The organism is Parabacteroides sp. AF18-52, from assembly GCF_003479145.1.
Classification (GTDB): Bacteria; Bacteroidota; Bacteroidia; order Bacteroidales; family Tannerellaceae; genus Parabacteroides; species Parabacteroides faecis.
The window spans coordinates 205778-225159 of sequence record NZ_QUGR01000009.1 but is presented as its reverse complement, the minus strand read 5'-3'; the positions used below and the strand labels follow the sequence as shown (position 1 = coordinate 225159).

The following is a 19382-nucleotide window of genomic DNA, read 5'->3' as shown; positions in this document are numbered from 1 at the left end:
ATATGAAAAAGTTATTATATATAGTATCGGTATTGTTAGCTACCACTGCTTTCCTACCTTCTTGTACAAATCTGGAATCAGAAATGTATGATGTGATTAATCCGAATATCTTTCCGGTGAATGAAGCCGATGCGAATGCGTTGGTAACGGCCGCGGCTTATGCTCCGTTTCGTTCTAACTGGTACAGTGGTCTTTATTCTGCCGGATCCGGAGGCATACATGTGACGGCTGAACTGACTACCGATATCGGTTATTGTCAGTGGAATGACTCTTATTATCCTGATTTGTTGGAAGTGAATTTCACCCCTTCTTCTCAATGTCCGACGTCGCCGTACAAAGACTATATTGGTTATATAGGTAAAATGACGTTGACTCTGGACCGTATTTCCGGTATCGATATGAAGGAAGAAACTAAAAAGCGGTTGGAGGCCGAAATTCTTTGCGGACGGGGATGGTTAGCTTATCTTCTGTATGATTTTTATGGACCGATCCAGATCCCGACTTTGGAACAATTGAGTAATCCGTTGGGTGAAGAGATTATTCCGCGTGTTTCCCGTGAAGAAATGGTTGCTTTTATTGAAAATGACCTGAATGCTGCGATTGCCGTATTACCGGCCAGCTATAAATCTTCGGACAGTAATTACGGACGCTTTACAAAGGGCTTGGCTTATACGGTACTCATGAAATTGTATATGCAGGAAAAAAACTGGACAAAGGCTGTTGAATGCGGACGTGAACTGATGAAACCGGAATACGGATATGAGTTGGTGAAGAATTACAAAGATATCTTTACATTGGAAAATGAAGGGAATGCGGAAACGATTTGGGCTGCCATTTGTAGTAGTAGTGTGAATAAGCAACTTTGGGTGGCGCATGTTCTTTCCAGCCAGTATCCGACAAAGAACGAGAGCATCCAGAAATGGGGTGGTTACCGTGTGCTGTGGGATTTCTATGAGACGTTCGATAAGAATGACAAGCGTTTAGAAGTGCTGGTTGGTGAATTTGTAGGAACAGACGGGAAACTTTACAATAAAGAAAATCCCGGGACGGTTTTGCAAACAGGTGCCATGCCGATTAAGTACGGAGAGGATCCGGCAGCTACGGGTGAAGAAAGCCAGATCGACTGGATCATTTATCGTTATGCTGATGTCATTACTTTATTATCTGAAGCAATTGTCCGCAATGGCAATGCCGTAACGCAGGAAGCTGTCGATTTATTGAATATGGTGCGTTCACGTGCTGGTATTTCTACATATAACTTTTCTGATATTAAAGGCGTCGACGATTTTCTGGATAAGGTTTTGCTGGAGCGTGGTCATGAGCTTTGGTTTGAAGGTGCCCGCCGTACAGACTTGGTTCGTTACGGGAGATATATTGAATATGCCCGCAGATACAAAGGTTCTGTTACTGCACAGGACTATATGAACCTGATGCCTTTACCGCAGTCTGTAATAAACGAAAGTAGAGGGACAGTTATTCAGAATCCGGGCTATTAACAGGAAGGTTTTAGTAACTGAATAATTTATAGGGGGCTGTCTGACAAGTCGGAGACAGTCCCTTTTTTTATCAATAATTTTGTCGTTGTTTTTTTATGTAAAAAGTGCGTTTACCCTATCGTATTAAAAAAATCATTAGTTAAAAAAGAACTCTTTCATGTGTCGTTTCGAGATTTTTAATATGTTTGCAATATGGATGTAAGAGATCAAACGACAGATTGCTATCAGCGCATATACCTTGAATATGCTCCAATGCTGCTTCGTTTTGCCGGAAAATTTGTGTCTGATTTCTTTGCAGAAGATATAGTCCATGATGTTTTCCTTAAATTGTGGGACAAGCAGGTTTTCCTTCTTCCTGATGATGATCTGAAAAGAATTCTTTATACTTCCGTTCGCAATGCCTGTATTGATCATTTGCGCCATGCAAATATAGAACAGGAAATACTTGATCACCGTTCTGTGCAGCTTAAATTAGATGAGTTGGACTATTTCGAGTCGTCCGACGAACTTTTTATGCGTAAAGATCTCCTGGCTTTTTTAATGAAGAAGGTCGAAGAGTTACCGGAACGCAGCCAGGAAATTTTTCGTCTTTCTTATATGAAGGGAATGAAAGCAGCTGAAATTGCCGATCAGTTGGGTTTGTCTGTTCGTACCGTTGAAAATCAGTTGTACCGTTCATTACTTTATTTACGTAAACATTGCTCTCATTTATTCTTTTATCTTTTTACCCTGATTTAAAGCGCTTTATTATTTTATTTTAAAAAAAGATTGTTTTCTTGTGAGTATTTTTTTTCCGCCATGCGTTATAAGTTCATAAAGGACTAAGTCACCGAAAGGTAACAAATCAAAAAAGATGTCATGGAAAACGAACATACAGAGTTGATTATAGGCTATTTGATGGGGAATCTTCCACCTGAAGAAATGACTCATTTTTATGGTTGGGTGAATGAGAGTGCTTCTAATAAGGAGTTGTTTTTTGAAATTAAGGCAATGTATGATGCCGGAATATCATTGGGAAAACCAATTGATACGGCTTCCAGCTGGCAACGTTTGCTTAATAGAAAGAAAAATTCACAGATACGAAGGTTCAAACTTTGGTACCAAATAAGTACTTATGCTGCTGTCGCTTTGCTGGCTGTAGCGATCAGTTCTGTTTATTTTTTATTCTTCCGCGAGAGTGATAAAGGGTTATACTCTAGATATATAGGAGGGAATGGGCTGGAAGCGGATGTTGTAGAATTACCGGATGGTACACATGTTAGTCTTGGCTCAAAAACAACCTTTTATTATGACAAGGATTTTGGGAAAGATAAACGTGTCGTGTATCTGGAAGGAGAAGCCTATTTTGACGTTGCCAAACAAAAGAATAAACCTTTTATTGTAAAGACAAAAGAACAGGATATTGAAGCGCTTGGAACAAAGTTCAATGTGATGGCTTATCCGTTAGATTCGATGGTGATAACAACTTTATTAGAAGGATCGGTGCGTTTGACAACAGCGAATATTGCTCAGCAGACGATACTAAAACCAAATCAACAGTCTGTATATAACCGGAATTCCAAATTTGCTTATTTGCAGAAAGTAGATGCTTTGCAATTCACTTCCTGGACCGCTGGTTATTATTATTTCCCGGAACAAAGTCTGGAAACCATACTTAAAAGAATGAGTCATGTGTATGGTATACAGTTCTCCATCAATTCGGAGAAATTAAAGAAAAAGACTTTCACCGGAACTTTTTATCGTGGGCAAAGTATCAAAGATATCATGGAGATTATTCGTTTATCCATGCCAATCCGCTACAGGATAAACAGTCAATATGTGATTATATCGGAAATATAACGGCCGTTCTAATTATAAAATCAGAAAAGCATATGGATACAAGTTAATCTGAAAAACAAGAAGGTAAAATCTTGCCGGATTTTATTATTCTGAAATGAGTGAATCAATTAAACTCCCATTGCCGTGGGATAGTGTTTAATCTTAAAACAATCAAATGTATGAATGATCAACGTATAGTTGTTTCTTTAAATCTGAAAAGGACTATAAATATTATGAAACTGACCGTGCTAATGCTCGCAGTATGCTTGTCACAAGTAGTTGCAGCGACTTATGCTCAAACGGCAAGGCTAAACGTCTCTGCTAAAAATGAAACACTGGAAAGTGTATTGAAACAGATAGAAAAGCAGTCGGAGTTTCTGTTTTTCTATAATCTCGAAGAAGTCAACAAAAACGAAAAGATTTCTATTAACAAGAAGAATGCCGATATTCAGGATGTATTGGATGCAATTGCAACTAAAACAGGTCTGAAATATGCGATTAAAGACCGGCATATTGTGCTTACTTCTAATGATACCCATGCAGTTAACACTGTGCAACAGGATCGTAAAATTAGAGGTAAAATTGTTGATATGAACAATGAGCCTGTTATCGGTGCAAATGTTGTTATAAAAGGAACAACCAACGGTACCGTTACCGATATAGAGGGTTACTTTGAAATCGATGCTCCCCTCAATGCAGAGATGTTAATAAGTTATATCGGTTATTTGCCTCAGGCTGTCAAAATTGGAAAAAACACTTCATATACAATTCAATTGAAGGAGGATACACAAGCCCTCGACGAAGTGGTAGTTGTAGGTTACGGAACGCAAAAGAAAGCAACATTGACAGGAGCTGTGGCTTCCATTAAAGGAGAAGAAATTGTTAAAGTAAGCCAACCTTCGATTCGTGCCAGTATGTTAGGTAAGGTTCCGGGTATCCGTTTCCAACAGACTAACGGTGAGCCGGGTAACGATGGAGGTACATTCGATATTCGTGGTTTCGGGGATGCTCTGACCATTGTGGACGGTGTGGAAAGACCTTTCTCGCAAATAGATCCAAACGAAATAGAATCTATCAATATATTGAAAGATGCCTCTGCATCCGTTTATGGTTTTAAAGGTGCAAATGGTGTCATCATTATTGAAACAAAGAAAGGTAATATCAGTAAACCCAAAATCAACTATAGCTATACAATAGGTTTGCAGAATCCGGTTAAAAACCTGGAGATGATGGATGCTTATCAATATGCATATTATCGTAATGAAGCATTGATGAATGCCGGCCAAGCGCCAAAATACACAGCGGAAGAGCTTGAAAAATATCGTACAGGTTCCGATCCTGTGAACTATCCGACTACGGATTGGTATAAAGAAGCCGTTAGAAAAGTGTCTCCAAAACAGCAGCATAACTTAAATATCAATGGTGGTTCTGAAAAAATCAGATACTTTTTCTCTCTTGGTTACCTGAATCAGGAAGGTATACTGAAATCTTCACAGGAATTCGACCGTTATAACTTCAGATCAAATATTGTAGCGGATATTACTCCGAAACTTAAAGCAGAAGTAGGTTTGGGTGGCCGTTTGGAAGATTACAAATATCCTTATTATCTGGGTGACGAAGGTGTCAAGGTCTTTTCTGCAATTAAGTCAAATGCTCCGAACGTCCCGGTTTATGCCAACAACAATCCGGCATATTACTATAATTCCGACAACAACGAATTGAATCCGATAGCCATGCTCGACCGTGAAGCAACCGGTTATAAGGATAAACGTTATCTCGAATTCAATGGTCAAATGTCTCTAAGCTATGAAATTATGAAAGGTTTTATAGCAAGAGCTTTCCTGGCTTACGACTACACAAGTGAAATGAAGAAAGAATTGAAGAAAGATTTCAAATCTTATACCTACGATCAGACACTGGATGTATACAATCCGATTACCAAAGTGGCACAAGGCGAATTGTATCAGAGAACACAGCCTTACTATAAAACTACTCAGCAGTATTCGTTAAGCTATAAGAATACTTTCGGAAAGAAACATAACGTAGAAGGTTTGTTGCTTTTTGAGTGGAAAGAAGTTAAAACAAACTGGTTTGACGCACGCCGTTATTTCAGCATGACTTCTGCTATACCTGAACTGGATAAGGGAGATAAGGATAATATGCAGAATTCAGGAAACTCATCCGTTGATAAATATGGAGGTTATGTAGGTCGTTTCAACTATGATTTTGCCGGTAAGTATATGGCTGAATTCAGTTTCCGTTATGATGGTTCTTTCAAGAACTCTCCTAACCACCGCTGGGGGTTCTTCCCTGCTGTATCCGCCGGTTGGAGACTATCTGAAGAACCGTTCATTAAAGATGCAGTTCCGGCTATGGACAATTTCAAAATCCGTGGCTCATGGGGTAAGATTGGAAACAACAATTCGTTGAATGCAAACAACTTTGTTAGCGGTTGGTTATATCCGTCAGGTAATTACATTTTCGGGGGTAACAACGGAGCATCTATTACTCAGGGACTTTCAGAAGCTAATCTGGCAAATATGAATATCTTCTGGTATAAAGTACAAACAACCAATATTGGTTTCGACGGCTCTTTCTGGAATGGAAAATTGAGTTTTGAATTTGACTATTTCTACCGTAAAACAACAGGGTTATATGCAACTCGTGAAACTTCATTACCGACAACAGCCGGTATTCCTCTTCCGCAGGAAAACCTGAACAGCAGCGATAACCGTGGTTTCGAATTAACCCTGGGGACAGCACAACGCATTGGTAATGTAGATTTCCGTATTAAAGGTAATGTTGCTTATTCCAGAGCAAAAGATTTATATAAAGAACAAGCTGCGCCGTTAAACCAATATAAGAACTGGCGTGATAATGGAAGTTACCGGTATACTAACAAAACATGGGGGTATGAAGCTATCGGTCAGTTCCAGTCTTATGAAGAAATCTATAAATCTCCTATTCAGGATGGTAAGGCGAATTCTTCTTTACGTCCGGGTGATATCAAATACCAGGATTTAAACGGTGATGGCATCATCGACGATAATGACCAGAAGGTTATCGGTAAGGGGGCATTTCCTGACCTGAACTTTGGGTTGAATCTGACATTTGCATGGAATAACTTCGATCTCGACATTCTGTTTCAGGGAGCTTCCAATTATACCCAGATGCTGAATGCTTGTAAAAATCCGTTCAGAGGTCCAGGTGAAGGGAACGGTTTTGAAATTTGGACGGACAGATGGCATAAAGCAGACTATGATGACCCATATAGCGAGTGGGTACCGGGTAAATTTCCTTCTTTGCGTATCGATAATAATGATAACAATTCAAGAAGTTCTACATACTGGACGACCAATGCTTATTATGTCCGTATGAAGAGTATCGAATTGGGATATTCTATTCCTAAATCATTACTGAGCAAGGTCGGGGTGGATAACCTGCGTGTATACTTCAATGCTTATAACCCGTTGACGATTACTAACGTGAAATATACGGACCCGGAAGCTGTGGAAGGATGGATGAGTTTTTATTATCCGCAATTAAAAGTTTATTCATTCGGTATTAATATTGGTTTTTAAAAAGAAGATATATGAAAAGATTAGTATATAGTTTTATTTTCGCATCCCTTGTCGGCATGTCTTCATGTAACGATTTCGATGTTCCTGTTACTGACAGGTTAACAGAAGAAGATGTATGGAAAGATGAAACGTTGGTTACAGGTGCACTTGCCAATTTATATGATAAATTACAGGTGGAACAAAATTCTGCTTATTTTGAAGGTTGGGATGTTTGGAATGTGAGTTTAACAACTGCTTCCGATGAAGGAACCGGAGCTTTTCAGGCGGGTGATCTTGGAACAGGCGATGTGGTAAGAGCTACATTTAACGACGAATGGTTTGGGCTTTGGGCAGATACTTATAAAAGTATCCGTGGTTGTAATGTTTTTCTTGAAAAGCTGGAAGCATCTGCTATGGAGGAAAAACTGAAGAATGCCTACAATGCAGAAGCACGTTTCTTGCGTGCATTCCATTATTTCAACCTGGTAAAACGATACGGTGGTGTACCTATCGTAACAGATGTACAAAGTTATACAGGCCCGGAAGATTTGCCAGCTTTGCAAGTACCGAGAGATAAAGAGCAGGCAGTTTGGGATTTCATTATCAACGAAGTCGATGAAATTACTTCCGAACTTCCGGTTTCAAGAGACGCAAACAGCCGTACTCGTATTACCCGTTACGGAGCTTTTGCCTTACAGTCCAGAGCAGCTTTATATGCAGCCTCCATCGCCAAGTATGGAGAAGTTCAATTAAATGGTATCGTTGGAGTCAACAACGGAGACGCCGATAAATACTGGAAAAAAGCCATCACCGCATCAGATAGTGTTATTAATTCCAATCAATATAGTTTATATAATAAGTATTCCGATAAAGTTGAAAATTATCAAAAAATGTTCCTTGAAAAGAGAGGATGTTCAGAGTTCATTTTCTATAGAGAATTTCAGGCTGTAGATAAAGGACATTCCTGGGACTTACTGAATGTCCCGTTTAGTTTTGTTCAGAATGGATATGGCTGCGGACAAAATCCTACTTTAGATTTAATTGAAGCATATGAATATAAAGATGGAACTTCCGGTAAACTGAAGTTGAAAGATAACTCTGGCAACTTCATTAAGTATGATTCACCGCTGGATCTGTTCAAGGATAAAGACCCGCGCCTGAGAGCTACATTTTATCTCCCGTTTGATAACTGTCGTGGTGGTATCGTTGAAATCAGAAGAGGTATTTATGACCCGTCTATTGCAGGAAATGACAAATTCGTTACTTCCGGCAATAAAGATGAATACTACAAAAACAGCCAGGTGAAAATCTTGGGTAAAGACGGTGTTTGGGATACGGGAGACGTTGGTAAGACCGGTTTCTATACAAAAAAGTTTTCGGATGAATCGATTACAAACATTGTTGGGAATTATTCTGAAGCACCCTGGCCTATCTTCCGTTTGGCAGAAATGTATCTGAACAAGGCTGAAGCCGCTATGGAATTAGGGAAAAGCGGCGAAGCTGAAGCTGCATTGAATGAAGTCAGAAGACGTGCCGACATACGTGAACTGAGTGGTGAGGTAACTCTGGAACGTATCCGCAACGAACGCCGTGTCGAACTGGCTTACGAAAATCATCGCCATTGGGATTTGAAAAGATGGAGAACTGCCCATATCGTATTGGCTGACTTTCCGACAAATGCTTTATACCCCTGGTTTGTATGGGGCGAAAATAAATACATCTTTACTACCGGTAAAGCTCCAAAACCCAATAAAGTGTTCCAGACAAGGAATTACTATGTAAAAATCAAGGACGATGACATGAGTAGTAATCCAATGTTAGGTCCTAATAATCCTGGTTTTTAATTAAAAAATATTCTAAATATGAAAAAAATTATATATAGCATATTATCCATTTTGCTTGGCTCCCTTTCCTTGGTTTCTTGTCAGGATGACAACTATGATGAACCCAATTCTGGAATCAAAGGTCGTTTTATTGATGCAGAGACATCGGAACTTGTCCCTATGCCGGTACAGGGAGACAATGGCGTAAGGTTGCGACTGTATGAAAAAGACCGTTTCTATTCTACAGACCGGGATCATTCGGAACTTCCGGTTTCTTTCTATGCAAAAATAGATGGAACCTATGAAAATAGCTGGGCGTTCAGTACGGATTATCTATTGACTTTTGAACAAACTAATTTCTATCCGGTCGATACAATAGATGTGTCTCTTCGAGGTGGAAGCATTACAGAAAAAGATATCTTAGTCACTCCTTATGCCCGTATTAGTGATGTAAGAGCTACTTTCGAGAACAAACAACTGAACGTGGCTTATAAGATTTCAAGAAGTAAAGCTGATTACAAGATTGAAAATACATTTCTAGCCTGGCATATCAGTCCGTATATAGATAAGGTTACCGGTAATTTTATGGATATGAATACTCTCGATCGTAAAGGAACGGATGATAATCAGTTATTAAACACAGAACTGACCCAATCTATTGACCTTACCAATAATGCGAACTTCAACAAAGAAGATAACAAAGCCATTATCTTGGGTCACGGAAGCCAGATCTTTGTCCGTATTGGTGTAACTACAAACGGCAAAGTGAACTACAGTACAGTTGTTCCCGTTAAAGTTACTATAGAAAAATAAACAGAAAGGTTTATAGGTTTTAGTTTATTCACTTACAAGAATATACACTCTCTGTGTATCCTATGGAAACATCGGATACCGGGGAGGTATATTCCTAAGTAAAACGATTTTCTATTATAAAAATAACATGAGAAAACAGTTATATACATTTTTCCTGTCTGTTGCAATACAGATTTTATCTCTTTGGCCGGCTGTTTTACAGGCGCAGGATTATAGCGGGAAAGTAAATACTTTAATCGGAACTCAGGGGAATGGCTGGTCTTCGGGATATTTGTATCCGGGAGCTACTTATCCATTCGGGATGGTACAATTTACGCCTACTTATTTCTCAAAGCAACTGGGATTTGTTATCAACCAGTTGAGTGGGGCGGGTTGCGACCATATGGGTAATTTTCCGACTCTACCGTTATCCGGTGAACTGAGGACATCTCCGGACAGTATTATAAATCTGCGGGCATCTCTCACCAAAGAAAAAGGTACGGCAGGATATTATGCAACCTGTGTCAACGACAGTATACAGGCTGAATTAACGGTTACGGAAAGAACCGGAATGGCTAAATATTCTTTTTCAGCAAATGAAAATAGAGGAACGATTATTATAGGTGGTGGTGTAGCTGCAACGCCGATTCAGGTTGCTGCCATTTCAATAACTTCTCCTACTTCCTGCGAAGGTTATGCTGACGGGGGCGCTTTTTGCGGATTTCCTACTCCCTATAAAGTCTATTTCGTTGCAGAATTCGATGCTTCTTCCGTATCGTTAGGTGTATGGAAAAATGAACGCTTACTTCCCGGGGAGAAATTTGCGGAAGGTAAAAACTCCGGGGTTTATTTCACTTTCGACCTTAATAAGAAGAAAGAGGTTTTATATAAGATCGGAGTATCTTATGTTTCGGTCGAAAATGCAAGAGAAAATCTGAAAACAGAAAATCCGGCGTGGAACTTCTCCTCTGTAAAACAATCGGCAGCCAATAAATGGAATCAGTATTTGGGAAAAATTGAAGTAAAGGGAAATAATGAAGACCGTGTCTCACAATTCTATACGCATTTATACCATTCATTTATCCATCCCAACGTTTGTAGTGATGTGAACGGTGAATATATGGGTTCAGATAATAAAGTTTATAAATCCGAACGTAAATATTATACCTCTTTCAGTAATTGGGATACTTACCGCACACAAACTCAATTGATCGCCATGCTGGCTCCCGATGTTACTTCCGATATTGTCATGTCGCATCAGTTATTTGCCATTCGTTCAGGAGGTGGATTTCCCCGTTGGGTTCTGGCAAATATTGAGACTGGTATTATGCAAGGAGATCCTACACCTATTCTGATTGCGAATGCTTATGCTTTCGGTGCCAGAAATTACGATACACGCAGTATACTGAAAACGATGCGTTATGGAGCAGAAGTGCCGGGAGCCAATTCACAGGGTGTATTGACCCGTCCCGGTCTCGAACAGTATCTTGAAAAAGGGTATTATGATGCTTCTGCCATGCTGGAATATACCTCTTCCGATTTTGCGATTGGAAGATATGCGCTCCAGGCTTGCAACGATGAACCTGTCTGCAATTATTATACCAACCGTGCCATGAAATGGAAGAATTTGTATGATAAAGAAACTAATTGGCTCCGTTCCCGCAACGAAGATGGTTCCTGGAAGAAACAGGGTGACGATTGGCGTGAATCTACTTACAAAAATTATTTCTGGATGGTTCCTTACGATCTGAAAGGATTGCTTCAAATAATCGGAGGCAAACAAGAAGGAGAAAAACGTTTGGACGAATTATTTCACCGCCTGGATGCCAGTTATGGAGATGAATGGTTTGCTTCGGGTAATGAACCCAGTTTCCAGATTCCCTGGATTTATAATTGGGTGGGGGCACCTTATAAAGCACAGCATATCATCCGTAAAGTATTGGATGAACAGTACAATAGCCGTCCGGATGGACTTCCCGGAAATGATGATTTGGGTTCGATGGGGGCTTGGTATGTATTTGCCAATATCGGTCTTTTCCCTGAAATACCCGGAGTTGGAGGTTTTTCCATTAACAGTCCCTTTTTTCCTGAAATTATATTGCATTTGGCAGATGGGGATTTAGTGATAAAAGGTGGGGACGAAAGGAAAGAATATATACAGGCTTTGAAAGTAAACGGGAAAAGATCTGATTCGACTTGGATTGACTGGAATGACATTAAAAATGGCGGAATACTCGAATATTCGCTGTCCCCGAAACCGAATAAGGCATGGGGAACTTCAGTAACTCCACCTTCTTTTGGAAATTAAGCAGTCTATCCTGTCATAAGAAAGAAAAAATGATACAATTACACGAAGAAGGTCAAGAGTAGAGGCTTAATAACAGATATATATTATAATATTGTAAGTCTAAAAACAGTTGTGTGATAAATTGTATCTGTTATCTACTAATTAAATAAAAAAAAGATATCCATGAATAAAGGTATTATGATTATCTCTGTCGGCTTACTGCTGGCAATAGCATTCACTTCATGCGAAATGAAAAAGAAAAGTACAGAAACTGTCGCAGTAGACACTACAGACTGGTGTCTGGATGGTTTCGAACGCCCAGCCGGTAAGAATCCGATTATCTCTCCGCAGGGAAGTACAAAGTTTTACTGTCCGATGCGGGAAGACTCTGTTGCCTGGGAAGAAAGCGACACATTCAATCCGGCCGCAACTATTTACAAGAATGAAATTGTCGTTCTTTACCGTGCAGAGGATAATTCGGCACAGGGGATTGGTTCCAGAACATCTCGTTTAGGATATGCAACCTCTGTTGATGGGCTTAATTTTACAAGGAAAACTACCCCTGCATTCTACCCTGCGAAAGATTCGCAAGAAGCGAATGAGTGTCCTGGAGGAACGGAAGATCCACGTGTAGCAATGACTGAAGATGGTACATATGTATTACTATATACACAATGGAACCGAAAAGTACCCCGTCTTGCTGTTGCTACATCCAAAGATTTAGTAAACTGGACAAAACACGGGCCGGCATTTGGCAAAGCATATGAAGGTCGATTTTATGACGAACCGTCTAAATCTGCCTCTATCGTAACCACACTAAAGGGGAATAAACAAGTTATTACAAAGATCAATGGCAGATATTTCATGTATTGGGGAGAACAGAATGTATATGCTGCAACCTCCGATAATCTGACGGACTGGGAACCGCTTGTAGATAAAGATGGTAATTTGTTGAAGCTATTCTCTCCCCGTCCAGGTAAATTTGATAGCCATTTAACGGAATGTGGTCCTCCCGCCATCCTTACCAAGAAAGGCATTCTGTTATTATACAACGGGAAAAACAGAGCCGGAACCGAAGGGGACACCGCTTATCCAGCCAACTCTTATTGTGCAGGTCAGGTTTTGTTCGATCAGAAAGATCCGACAAAAGTAATAGCCCGCCTGGATAAACCATTCCTGCAACCTACGGATGATTTTGAAAAAAGTGGCCAGTACCCAGCAGGAACTGTTTTTATCGAAGGGCTGGTATATTATAAAAACAAATGGTATCTATATTACGGCTGTGCAGACTCATTTGTAGCTGTTGCAGTTTCCGACAAACAATTAGAATTTTAATGAAAATGAAACAATTAATAGTATTAATAGCTTCAGCTTTATTGGCTGTGCAATTTTTGTCTGCCCAAAAAGCTCCGGAACCGTTTAAAGCTGGCGACCGGGTGGTCTTCGTTGGAAATAGTATTACCGAAGGAGGACATTACCATTCTTATATCTGGTTATATTATATGACCCGTTTTCCGGATCAGCGTATGCAAATGTATAGTGCAGGTATCGGAGGGGACGCATCCTGGGATATGCTCAAGCGTCTGGAAGAAGATGCGTATGCAAAAAAGCCGACTGTTCTGACTTTGACGTTTGGGATGAATGACAGCGGTTATTATGAATACTTCCGGGATGATGCAGCTCAGTTTGTTGAAAAGCAACTACAAAGAGTGGATACCACGTTTCAGGCTATGCAGAAAATAATGAAAGGACATCCGGAAACGGAAGTGGTTTTGATAGGAGGTTCTCCTTACGATGAAACCTGGAAAAATGCGGATAATAAACCGTTCCCGAACAAAAATGAAACAATTCGGAAAATTATAGGCATGCAGATTGATGCTGCGAAGAAAAACAACTGGGCCTTCGTTGATTTCCATAACCCCATTTTACAAATCAACGCAGAACAACAAGCGAAGAATCCTGAGTTCACTTTAATGCAGGGAGACCGTATCCACCCGGATAACGATGGGAATATGCTGATGGCTTATTTCTTTCTTAAATCACAGGGACTTGCCGGAAAGTCAGTCGCTGAAATTTGTGTAAATGCTACAAACAAAAGAGTAGAAACGCAAAACAATTGTTACATTAGTAATGTGGAAAACCAAAACGGTAACCTCTCTTTTAGCTACCTGGCAAAAGCTTTGCCTTATCCTTTAGATACAGTACCACGTGGTTGGGGTAAAAAAAGGAGTCAGTCGATGGCTTCTCAATATGTGCCTCTTATACAGGATATTAATCAGGAAGTGTTGCGGGTTAAAGGTTTGAAAGGCAATTATACCCTGAAAATTGACGGAGAAGAAATGGCAACTTTTCCAGCGGGAGACCTGGCTAAAGGTATCAATATGGCGGAGTTGACCCAGACGCCCCAATATCAACAAGCAGTAAAAATCATGCATCTGAACGAAGAACGTTGGGAAATAGAAAAACGTTTTCGAGAATATGCCTGGACTGAATTTGCTATTTTGAAAGATAAAGGACTTCTGTTTGCCGATAATCATGTAGCGATGGATTCTATTCGAGCCAATCTGAATGCCAACATTTTCTTGCAGGGACATATTGATAATTTCACCAAAGCGATGCATCCTGAAATACGCGAAGCATGGAATAAAGAAATGGAGGTACTTGTAAACATGATTTATTCGATCGCTCAACCCAAAATCAGAAGAATTGAATTAATACAGATGTAAAAGTGAAAACAGACCAACAGTTAGTACCATGAGAAAGCAAATCGTATCATCACTTATTACCCTGATAGGGTTAGGAGGATTACATGCCCAGTCTGTCTATTTTGCCGACGGATATCACGGAGGTGTGTTCGGACATTACCCTAAATGGCAAACTGCATTCATGATGGATAAACTGAAAGAATATCCGAGCTGGCGGATTAATCTGGAATTGGAACCGGAAACATTTGACTCTGTTAAAGTTTGGGTACCGGATACATATAGAGAGTTTCAACAATTCCTGGCGAAAGAAGACGGACGGCTTATTGAATTCACTAACCCCACCTATTCACAACCTTATTGTTACAATATCTCGGGGGAAAGCCTGATACGGCAGTTTTCTTATGGTATGAACCTGTTGAGGGTTCATTTTCCTACACTTTCATTCCACACATATGCCGTGGAAGAGCCCTGCTTCACCAGTGCGTTGCCACAAATACTCCGTTTGTTTGGTTTCCGGTATGCTGTATTGAAGAACCCGGATACTTGCTATGGAGGATATATGATAGCTTACGGAGATGACTTAGTGAACTGGATCGGTCCGGACAATACTCAAATGCTGACCATTCCCCGTTATAGTGTGGAAAAACTGGAAGATAACTCCACTTGGCAGACAACCGCATGGAACAATTCCTCCAAATACCTGAATGCCTGTAAAGAAGGTGGTATAGCATATCCGATAGGTATGTGTTATCAGGATGCCGGATGGAAAAACGGACCTTGGCTCGGAGCCCCTGAAAAATCTTCCGGAACTTATACTCTATGGACTGATTATTTAAACAAGGTAACAGACAGACTTCCTGCTAAGGACTGGAGAGTCAGCCAGGAGGATGTGCTGGTTTCTTTGATGTGGGGAAGCCAGGTGCTCCAAAAGCTGTCGCAGGAAATACGAGTTACCGAACAAAAACTGATACAGACCGAAAAAATAGCTACTCTACAGAGGTTTTACGATCGGAAAGCCTGGGATAATAAAGCGCTCGACAGGGCATGGCGTAACTTATTGATGTCACAACATCACGATTGCTGGATTGTACCTTACAATAACATGGGAAGTACTGGAAAAACCTGGGCAGAGAACGTACGTTTATATACAACTGAAAGTAATAACATATGTGATCAGCTGATTGCTCCCCAACAAAGAGATGACTCAACGATACAAATATATAATACGGCTGGAATAAATCGTAAGGAGTTAGTCCATTGTAAATTAAATACTCCCTGGACTTCCATTCCATTTGTTGTGAAAAATATTTCTGGTAAAACGGTTCCTTATCAGAAAATATCAAAAAATGAAATCGTATTTATGGCGGATGTCCCCGCAATGGGATATACTTCTTTTTCCCTGAAAGAAGGTAAGGTTTCAAAGAGTAAAGAGATACAAACCAAAAGGTTAGCAAATAACCACTTACTTGTAGAGAATGATTTGTATCGGATAGAAATTGACCCGGAAAAAGGTGGTACAATCACATCTCTCTACAGTAAAAAAGAAAAGAAAGAATGGATAGACAATCAGGCAGGTTATGCTTTCAACGAGCTGCGTGGTAACTTTTATGAAGAAGGAGGCTTTTTATCTTCCTCCTCAACTCCGGCCAATGTATCTGTAGAAGTGGATGGGGCTCTGATAACGACTGTTTCCATCAAAGGGAAAATAGGACGACATCCGTTTACACAATATTTGACATTAAAGAAAGGAGACCCCCGGATTGATTGTCGTTTGATAATTAGTTGGCAAGGTAATACCAGGATTGGAGAACGGAAAGAAACCAGCAAAATGCAGGAATCTCGTAAGACTTATTATGATGATCGTTATAAATTACATCTGCTTTTCCCCGTTCTTCCGGGTCATAAGCAGGTTTACAAAAATGCACCCTTCGATGTCTGCGAAAGTAAATTGAAAAATACTTTTTTCAATCGTTGGGACAGTATAAAGAATAATGTCATCCTGAATTGGGTGGATTTGTACGACAAACAGAATGATCAGGCTTTCTGTCTATTTACAGACCATACAACCAGCTATTTGCATGGAGAAGACTATCCGTTGGGACTGACTGTCCAGTATTCTGGTGGAGGACTGTGGGGGCGGGATTATGCCATAAAGGAACAGACGGAAATCAATTACAGCTTTCTACCTCATAGAGGTATGTGGAATGAAGCCCATATATCTTTTGAAAATGCCAGAAGGGGAGAACCATTGGTTGCCTTGTATGCGACTTCGGATAAACCATCTGCTTCTTTATTAAGTATACCGGATAAGGATTTACTTTTGAGTACTGCTTATTACGACGGGGATAATTTGATTGTCCGTCTTTATAATGAGGGGACAAGCGGAATGAAATCCTTTATACTACCGTTTATTCCGGCTTCTGTTGAAGAAATAAATCTGGAAAATGAAAAGATAAAAGATTATTCTTACCGGAAAGATAAGAACCGGCAGATTTTGTCTTTTGATATTCCTCAATTCGGGATTAAGACATTCAGAATTAAACAATAATAAAAATAGACCTTCAGATGTATAAACTATTAGGTATTCTAGTCAGTACCGCATTGGTCGGTTGTAACTCTGTAGCCAACCAGGCGGAAATATCTTTGCATCTATCGGATTATGTCAACCCGTTTGTCGGGGCTAGTACGAATGTAGATGCGGCGGGAGCTTATCATGGGCTAGGAAAAACTTTTCCGGGGGCAACGACTCCTTATGGTATGGTTCAGGTAAGTCCCAACACGATTACCGGAGGAGATAACGGTTCAGGATATAGTTATGAACATAAGAGCATCGAAGGCTTTGCCTTCACCCAAATGAGTGGGGTTGGCTGGTTCGGGGATCTGGGAAACTTTCTGGTAATGCCTACTACCGGACCATTGAAAACTAATTCCGGTAAACCGGATAATCCGGATGCAGGTTACCGTTCCCGTTATGATAAAAAATCAGAACAGGCAAAAGCGGGATATTATTCGGTTCTTCTAAGCGATTATAATATTCGTACGGAAGCAACAGCCGCTCCACATAGCGGAATGCTTCGTTTTACTTTCCCTGCTGGTAAGCAGTCGCGTATCCAGATCGACCTGGCGCACCGTGTAGGCGGAACCTCTACCTGGCAGGAAGTGGAGGTGTTGGATAAACATACAATTGCCGGAAAAATGATATGTACGCCGGATGGCGGAGGCTGGGGTAATGGAGAAGGGAAAGCTAATTATACCGTATACTTTTATGCTCAGTTCTCCAAACCGTTAAAAAACTATGGAGTATGGAGTGCCGATATACCCGATGATCAATCCCGCAAAAGGGAAAACATAGAAAGTGATACATATCAGCAATTGATTGCTGATGCAAAAATTATACCGGGCGTAAAAGAATTTAAAGGGAAACATCTGGGTTTTTACTCCGAGTTTGAAACGCAAAAGGATGAACAGATATTGTTGAAGGCAGGGATTTCTTTTACCAGCCCTGAAGGCGCTGAAAAGAATCTGAAAGCTGAAATACAGGATTGGGATTTTAGTCAGGTATATGATAATAGTCGTATTTTATGGGATAAGGCATTAGATAAAATTTCAGTAGAAGGTAAAAACGAAGAGCAAAAGACAATTTTCTATACTTCACTTTACCATACAATGATTGATCCCCGTATTTTTTCCGACGTAAATGGAGAATATCCGGGAGCAGATGGAAAAGTTTATATTTCCGATTCATTTACCAAACGGACTATATTCAGTGGATGGGATGTTTTCCGTAGCCAGATGCCTTTACAGACGATTATCAATCCACAATTAATTGATGATTTATTAAATTCATTAATTGTGTTAGCAGAACAAAGTGGAAAGGAATATTACGAACGTTGGGAATTATTGAATGCTTATAGCGGGTGTATGTTGGGTAATCCGGCCATTTCAGTATTGGCAGATGCTTATGCGAAAGGTATCCGGAAATATGATATAGAAAAGGCCTACCAATATGCCGTTAACTCTTCTGAAAAATTTGGGAACGGGGAACTGGGATATACACCAGACCCAATAGGAATATCCAAAACATTGGAATACGGATATACAGAATGGTGTCTGTCGGAATTGGCGCGTCAGCTCCGGAAAAAGGAGGACCAGGAGAAGTATCGTAAACGTTCGCAGGCATACCGCAACATCTATGATCCTGAAAAGAAAAGCTTTCGCCCCCGGCAAGAAGACGGCTCTTTTGTTGCATGGCCGAAAGAAGGATATTTACAGGAATGGTATGGCTGCATGGAATGTAACGAATTACAACAAGGTTGGTTTGTTCCACATGATATCGAGGGTTTGGTTACCTTAAAAGGAGGAAGAGGCGTTGTGATTACAGATCTCGATAATATGTTTGAAAAAACACCTCCCGATTTTTTGTGGAACAGTTATTATAACCATGCAAATGAACCGGTACATCATGTTCCCTTCCTGTATAATCGTCTGGGAGAGCCCTGGAAAACTCAGAAATGGAGTCGTTTTATCTGCGAAAAAGCCTATAAAAATGCTGTCGAAGGATTAGTTGGAAATGAAGATGTTGGCCAAATGTCTGCCTGGTATGTATTGACTGCTTGCGGCATTCATCCAGTCTGCCCTGGAGAAACTCGTTTTGAAATTACAACGCCATTATTTGATCATATTGTCATACAGGTTGGGAAAGGTAAAACGTTTACAATTCAGGTGCGGAATAATTCACCTGAAAACGTGTACATCCAATCCGCACGGTTAAATGGCAAAACATATACAAAGTGCCACATCGACTATCAGGAAATAATAGCAGGAGGAACTTTAGAAATAGAAGTAGGAGCTGCTCCTAATCAAGAATGGGGAATAAATTAGCAACGAATAACATAAACGAT

The 19382-nt window shown here is 40.2% G+C and carries 11 protein-coding genes; all 11 read left to right on the top strand.

Annotated features, from left to right (window positions below):
• Positions 1 to 2: 2 nt before the first annotated feature.
• The 11 genes from DWX23_RS16095 to DWX23_RS16045 all read left to right on the top strand — a co-directional run bounded on the left by DWX23_RS16095 (position 3) and on the right by DWX23_RS16045 (position 19362).
• Complete coding sequence (locus DWX23_RS16095; RefSeq protein ID WP_122375216.1) at positions 3 to 1496, top strand: RagB/SusD family nutrient uptake outer membrane protein; 1494 nt, start codon at positions 3 to 5, stop codon at positions 1494 to 1496.
• 192 nt (positions 1497 to 1688) lie between these two features.
• Positions 1689 to 2234, top strand: coding sequence for an RNA polymerase sigma-70 factor (locus DWX23_RS16090; RefSeq protein WP_122355192.1), 546 nt, complete (start codon positions 1689 to 1691; stop codon positions 2232 to 2234).
• A gap of 120 nt (positions 2235 to 2354) precedes the next feature.
• Positions 2355 to 3335, top strand: coding sequence for a FecR family protein (locus tag DWX23_RS16085; RefSeq protein ID WP_122375215.1), 981 nt, complete (start codon positions 2355 to 2357; stop codon positions 3333 to 3335).
• Positions 3336 to 3493: 158 nt separating this feature from the next.
• Positions 3494 to 6895 (top strand): TonB-dependent receptor, encoded by a 3402-nt coding sequence (locus DWX23_RS16080; RefSeq protein WP_233587636.1) that lies wholly within the window; start codon positions 3494 to 3496, stop codon positions 6893 to 6895.
• Between the two features lie 11 nt (positions 6896 to 6906).
• A complete protein-coding gene (locus DWX23_RS16075) occupies positions 6907 to 8718 on the top strand; it encodes a RagB/SusD family nutrient uptake outer membrane protein (protein WP_122375214.1) in 1812 nt (603 codons plus the stop codon).
• Positions 8719 to 8736: 18 nt separating this feature from the next.
• A complete protein-coding gene (locus DWX23_RS16070) occupies positions 8737 to 9510 on the top strand; it encodes a DUF3823 domain-containing protein (RefSeq protein WP_122375213.1) in 774 nt (257 codons plus the stop codon).
• Between the two features lie 127 nt (positions 9511 to 9637).
• Positions 9638 to 11797 (top strand): GH92 family glycosyl hydrolase, encoded by a 2160-nt coding sequence (locus tag DWX23_RS16065; RefSeq protein ID WP_122375212.1) that lies wholly within the window; start codon positions 9638 to 9640, stop codon positions 11795 to 11797.
• A 162-nt stretch (positions 11798 to 11959) separates the two neighbouring features.
• On the top strand, positions 11960 to 13111 hold the full coding sequence (locus tag DWX23_RS16060; RefSeq protein WP_122375211.1) for a glycoside hydrolase family 130 protein: 1152 nt from the start codon (positions 11960 to 11962) through the stop codon (positions 13109 to 13111).
• A 5-nt stretch (positions 13112 to 13116) separates the two neighbouring features.
• Positions 13117 to 14502, top strand: a complete 1386-nt coding sequence (locus DWX23_RS16055) for an SGNH/GDSL hydrolase family protein (protein ID WP_122375245.1) — start codon at positions 13117 to 13119, stop codon at positions 14500 to 14502.
• 28 nt (positions 14503 to 14530) lie between these two features.
• Positions 14531 to 17029, top strand: a complete 2499-nt coding sequence (locus tag DWX23_RS16050; protein ID WP_122375210.1) for a glycoside hydrolase family 38 C-terminal domain-containing protein — start codon at positions 14531 to 14533, stop codon at positions 17027 to 17029.
• 17 nt (positions 17030 to 17046) lie between these two features.
• Complete coding sequence (locus DWX23_RS16045; protein WP_122375209.1) at positions 17047 to 19362, top strand: GH92 family glycosyl hydrolase; 2316 nt, start codon at positions 17047 to 17049, stop codon at positions 19360 to 19362.
• The last annotated feature ends 20 nt before the right edge of the window (positions 19363 to 19382 follow it).

What these genes read in the sequence shown, in the direction of transcription:
- DWX23_RS16095 (WP_122375216.1), top strand. Translation starts at nt 3, where the DNA reads ATGAAAAAGTTATTATATATAGTATCGGTATTGTTAGCTACCACTGCT.
- DWX23_RS16090 (WP_122355192.1), top strand. Translation starts at nt 1,689, where the DNA reads ATGGATGTAAGAGATCAAACGACAGATTGCTATCAGCGCATATACCTT.
- DWX23_RS16085 (WP_122375215.1), top strand. Translation starts at nt 2,355, where the DNA reads ATGGAAAACGAACATACAGAGTTGATTATAGGCTATTTGATGGGGAAT.
- DWX23_RS16080 (WP_233587636.1), top strand. Translation starts at nt 3,494, where the DNA reads ATGAATGATCAACGTATAGTTGTTTCTTTAAATCTGAAAAGGACTATA.
- DWX23_RS16075 (WP_122375214.1), top strand. Translation starts at nt 6,907, where the DNA reads ATGAAAAGATTAGTATATAGTTTTATTTTCGCATCCCTTGTCGGCATG.
- DWX23_RS16070 (WP_122375213.1), top strand. Translation starts at nt 8,737, where the DNA reads ATGAAAAAAATTATATATAGCATATTATCCATTTTGCTTGGCTCCCTT.
- DWX23_RS16065 (WP_122375212.1), top strand. Translation starts at nt 9,638, where the DNA reads ATGAGAAAACAGTTATATACATTTTTCCTGTCTGTTGCAATACAGATT.
- DWX23_RS16060 (WP_122375211.1), top strand. Translation starts at nt 11,960, where the DNA reads ATGAATAAAGGTATTATGATTATCTCTGTCGGCTTACTGCTGGCAATA.
- DWX23_RS16055 (WP_122375245.1), top strand. Translation starts at nt 13,117, where the DNA reads ATGAAACAATTAATAGTATTAATAGCTTCAGCTTTATTGGCTGTGCAA.
- DWX23_RS16050 (WP_122375210.1), top strand. Translation starts at nt 14,531, where the DNA reads ATGAGAAAGCAAATCGTATCATCACTTATTACCCTGATAGGGTTAGGA.
- DWX23_RS16045 (WP_122375209.1), top strand. Translation starts at nt 17,047, where the DNA reads ATGTATAAACTATTAGGTATTCTAGTCAGTACCGCATTGGTCGGTTGT.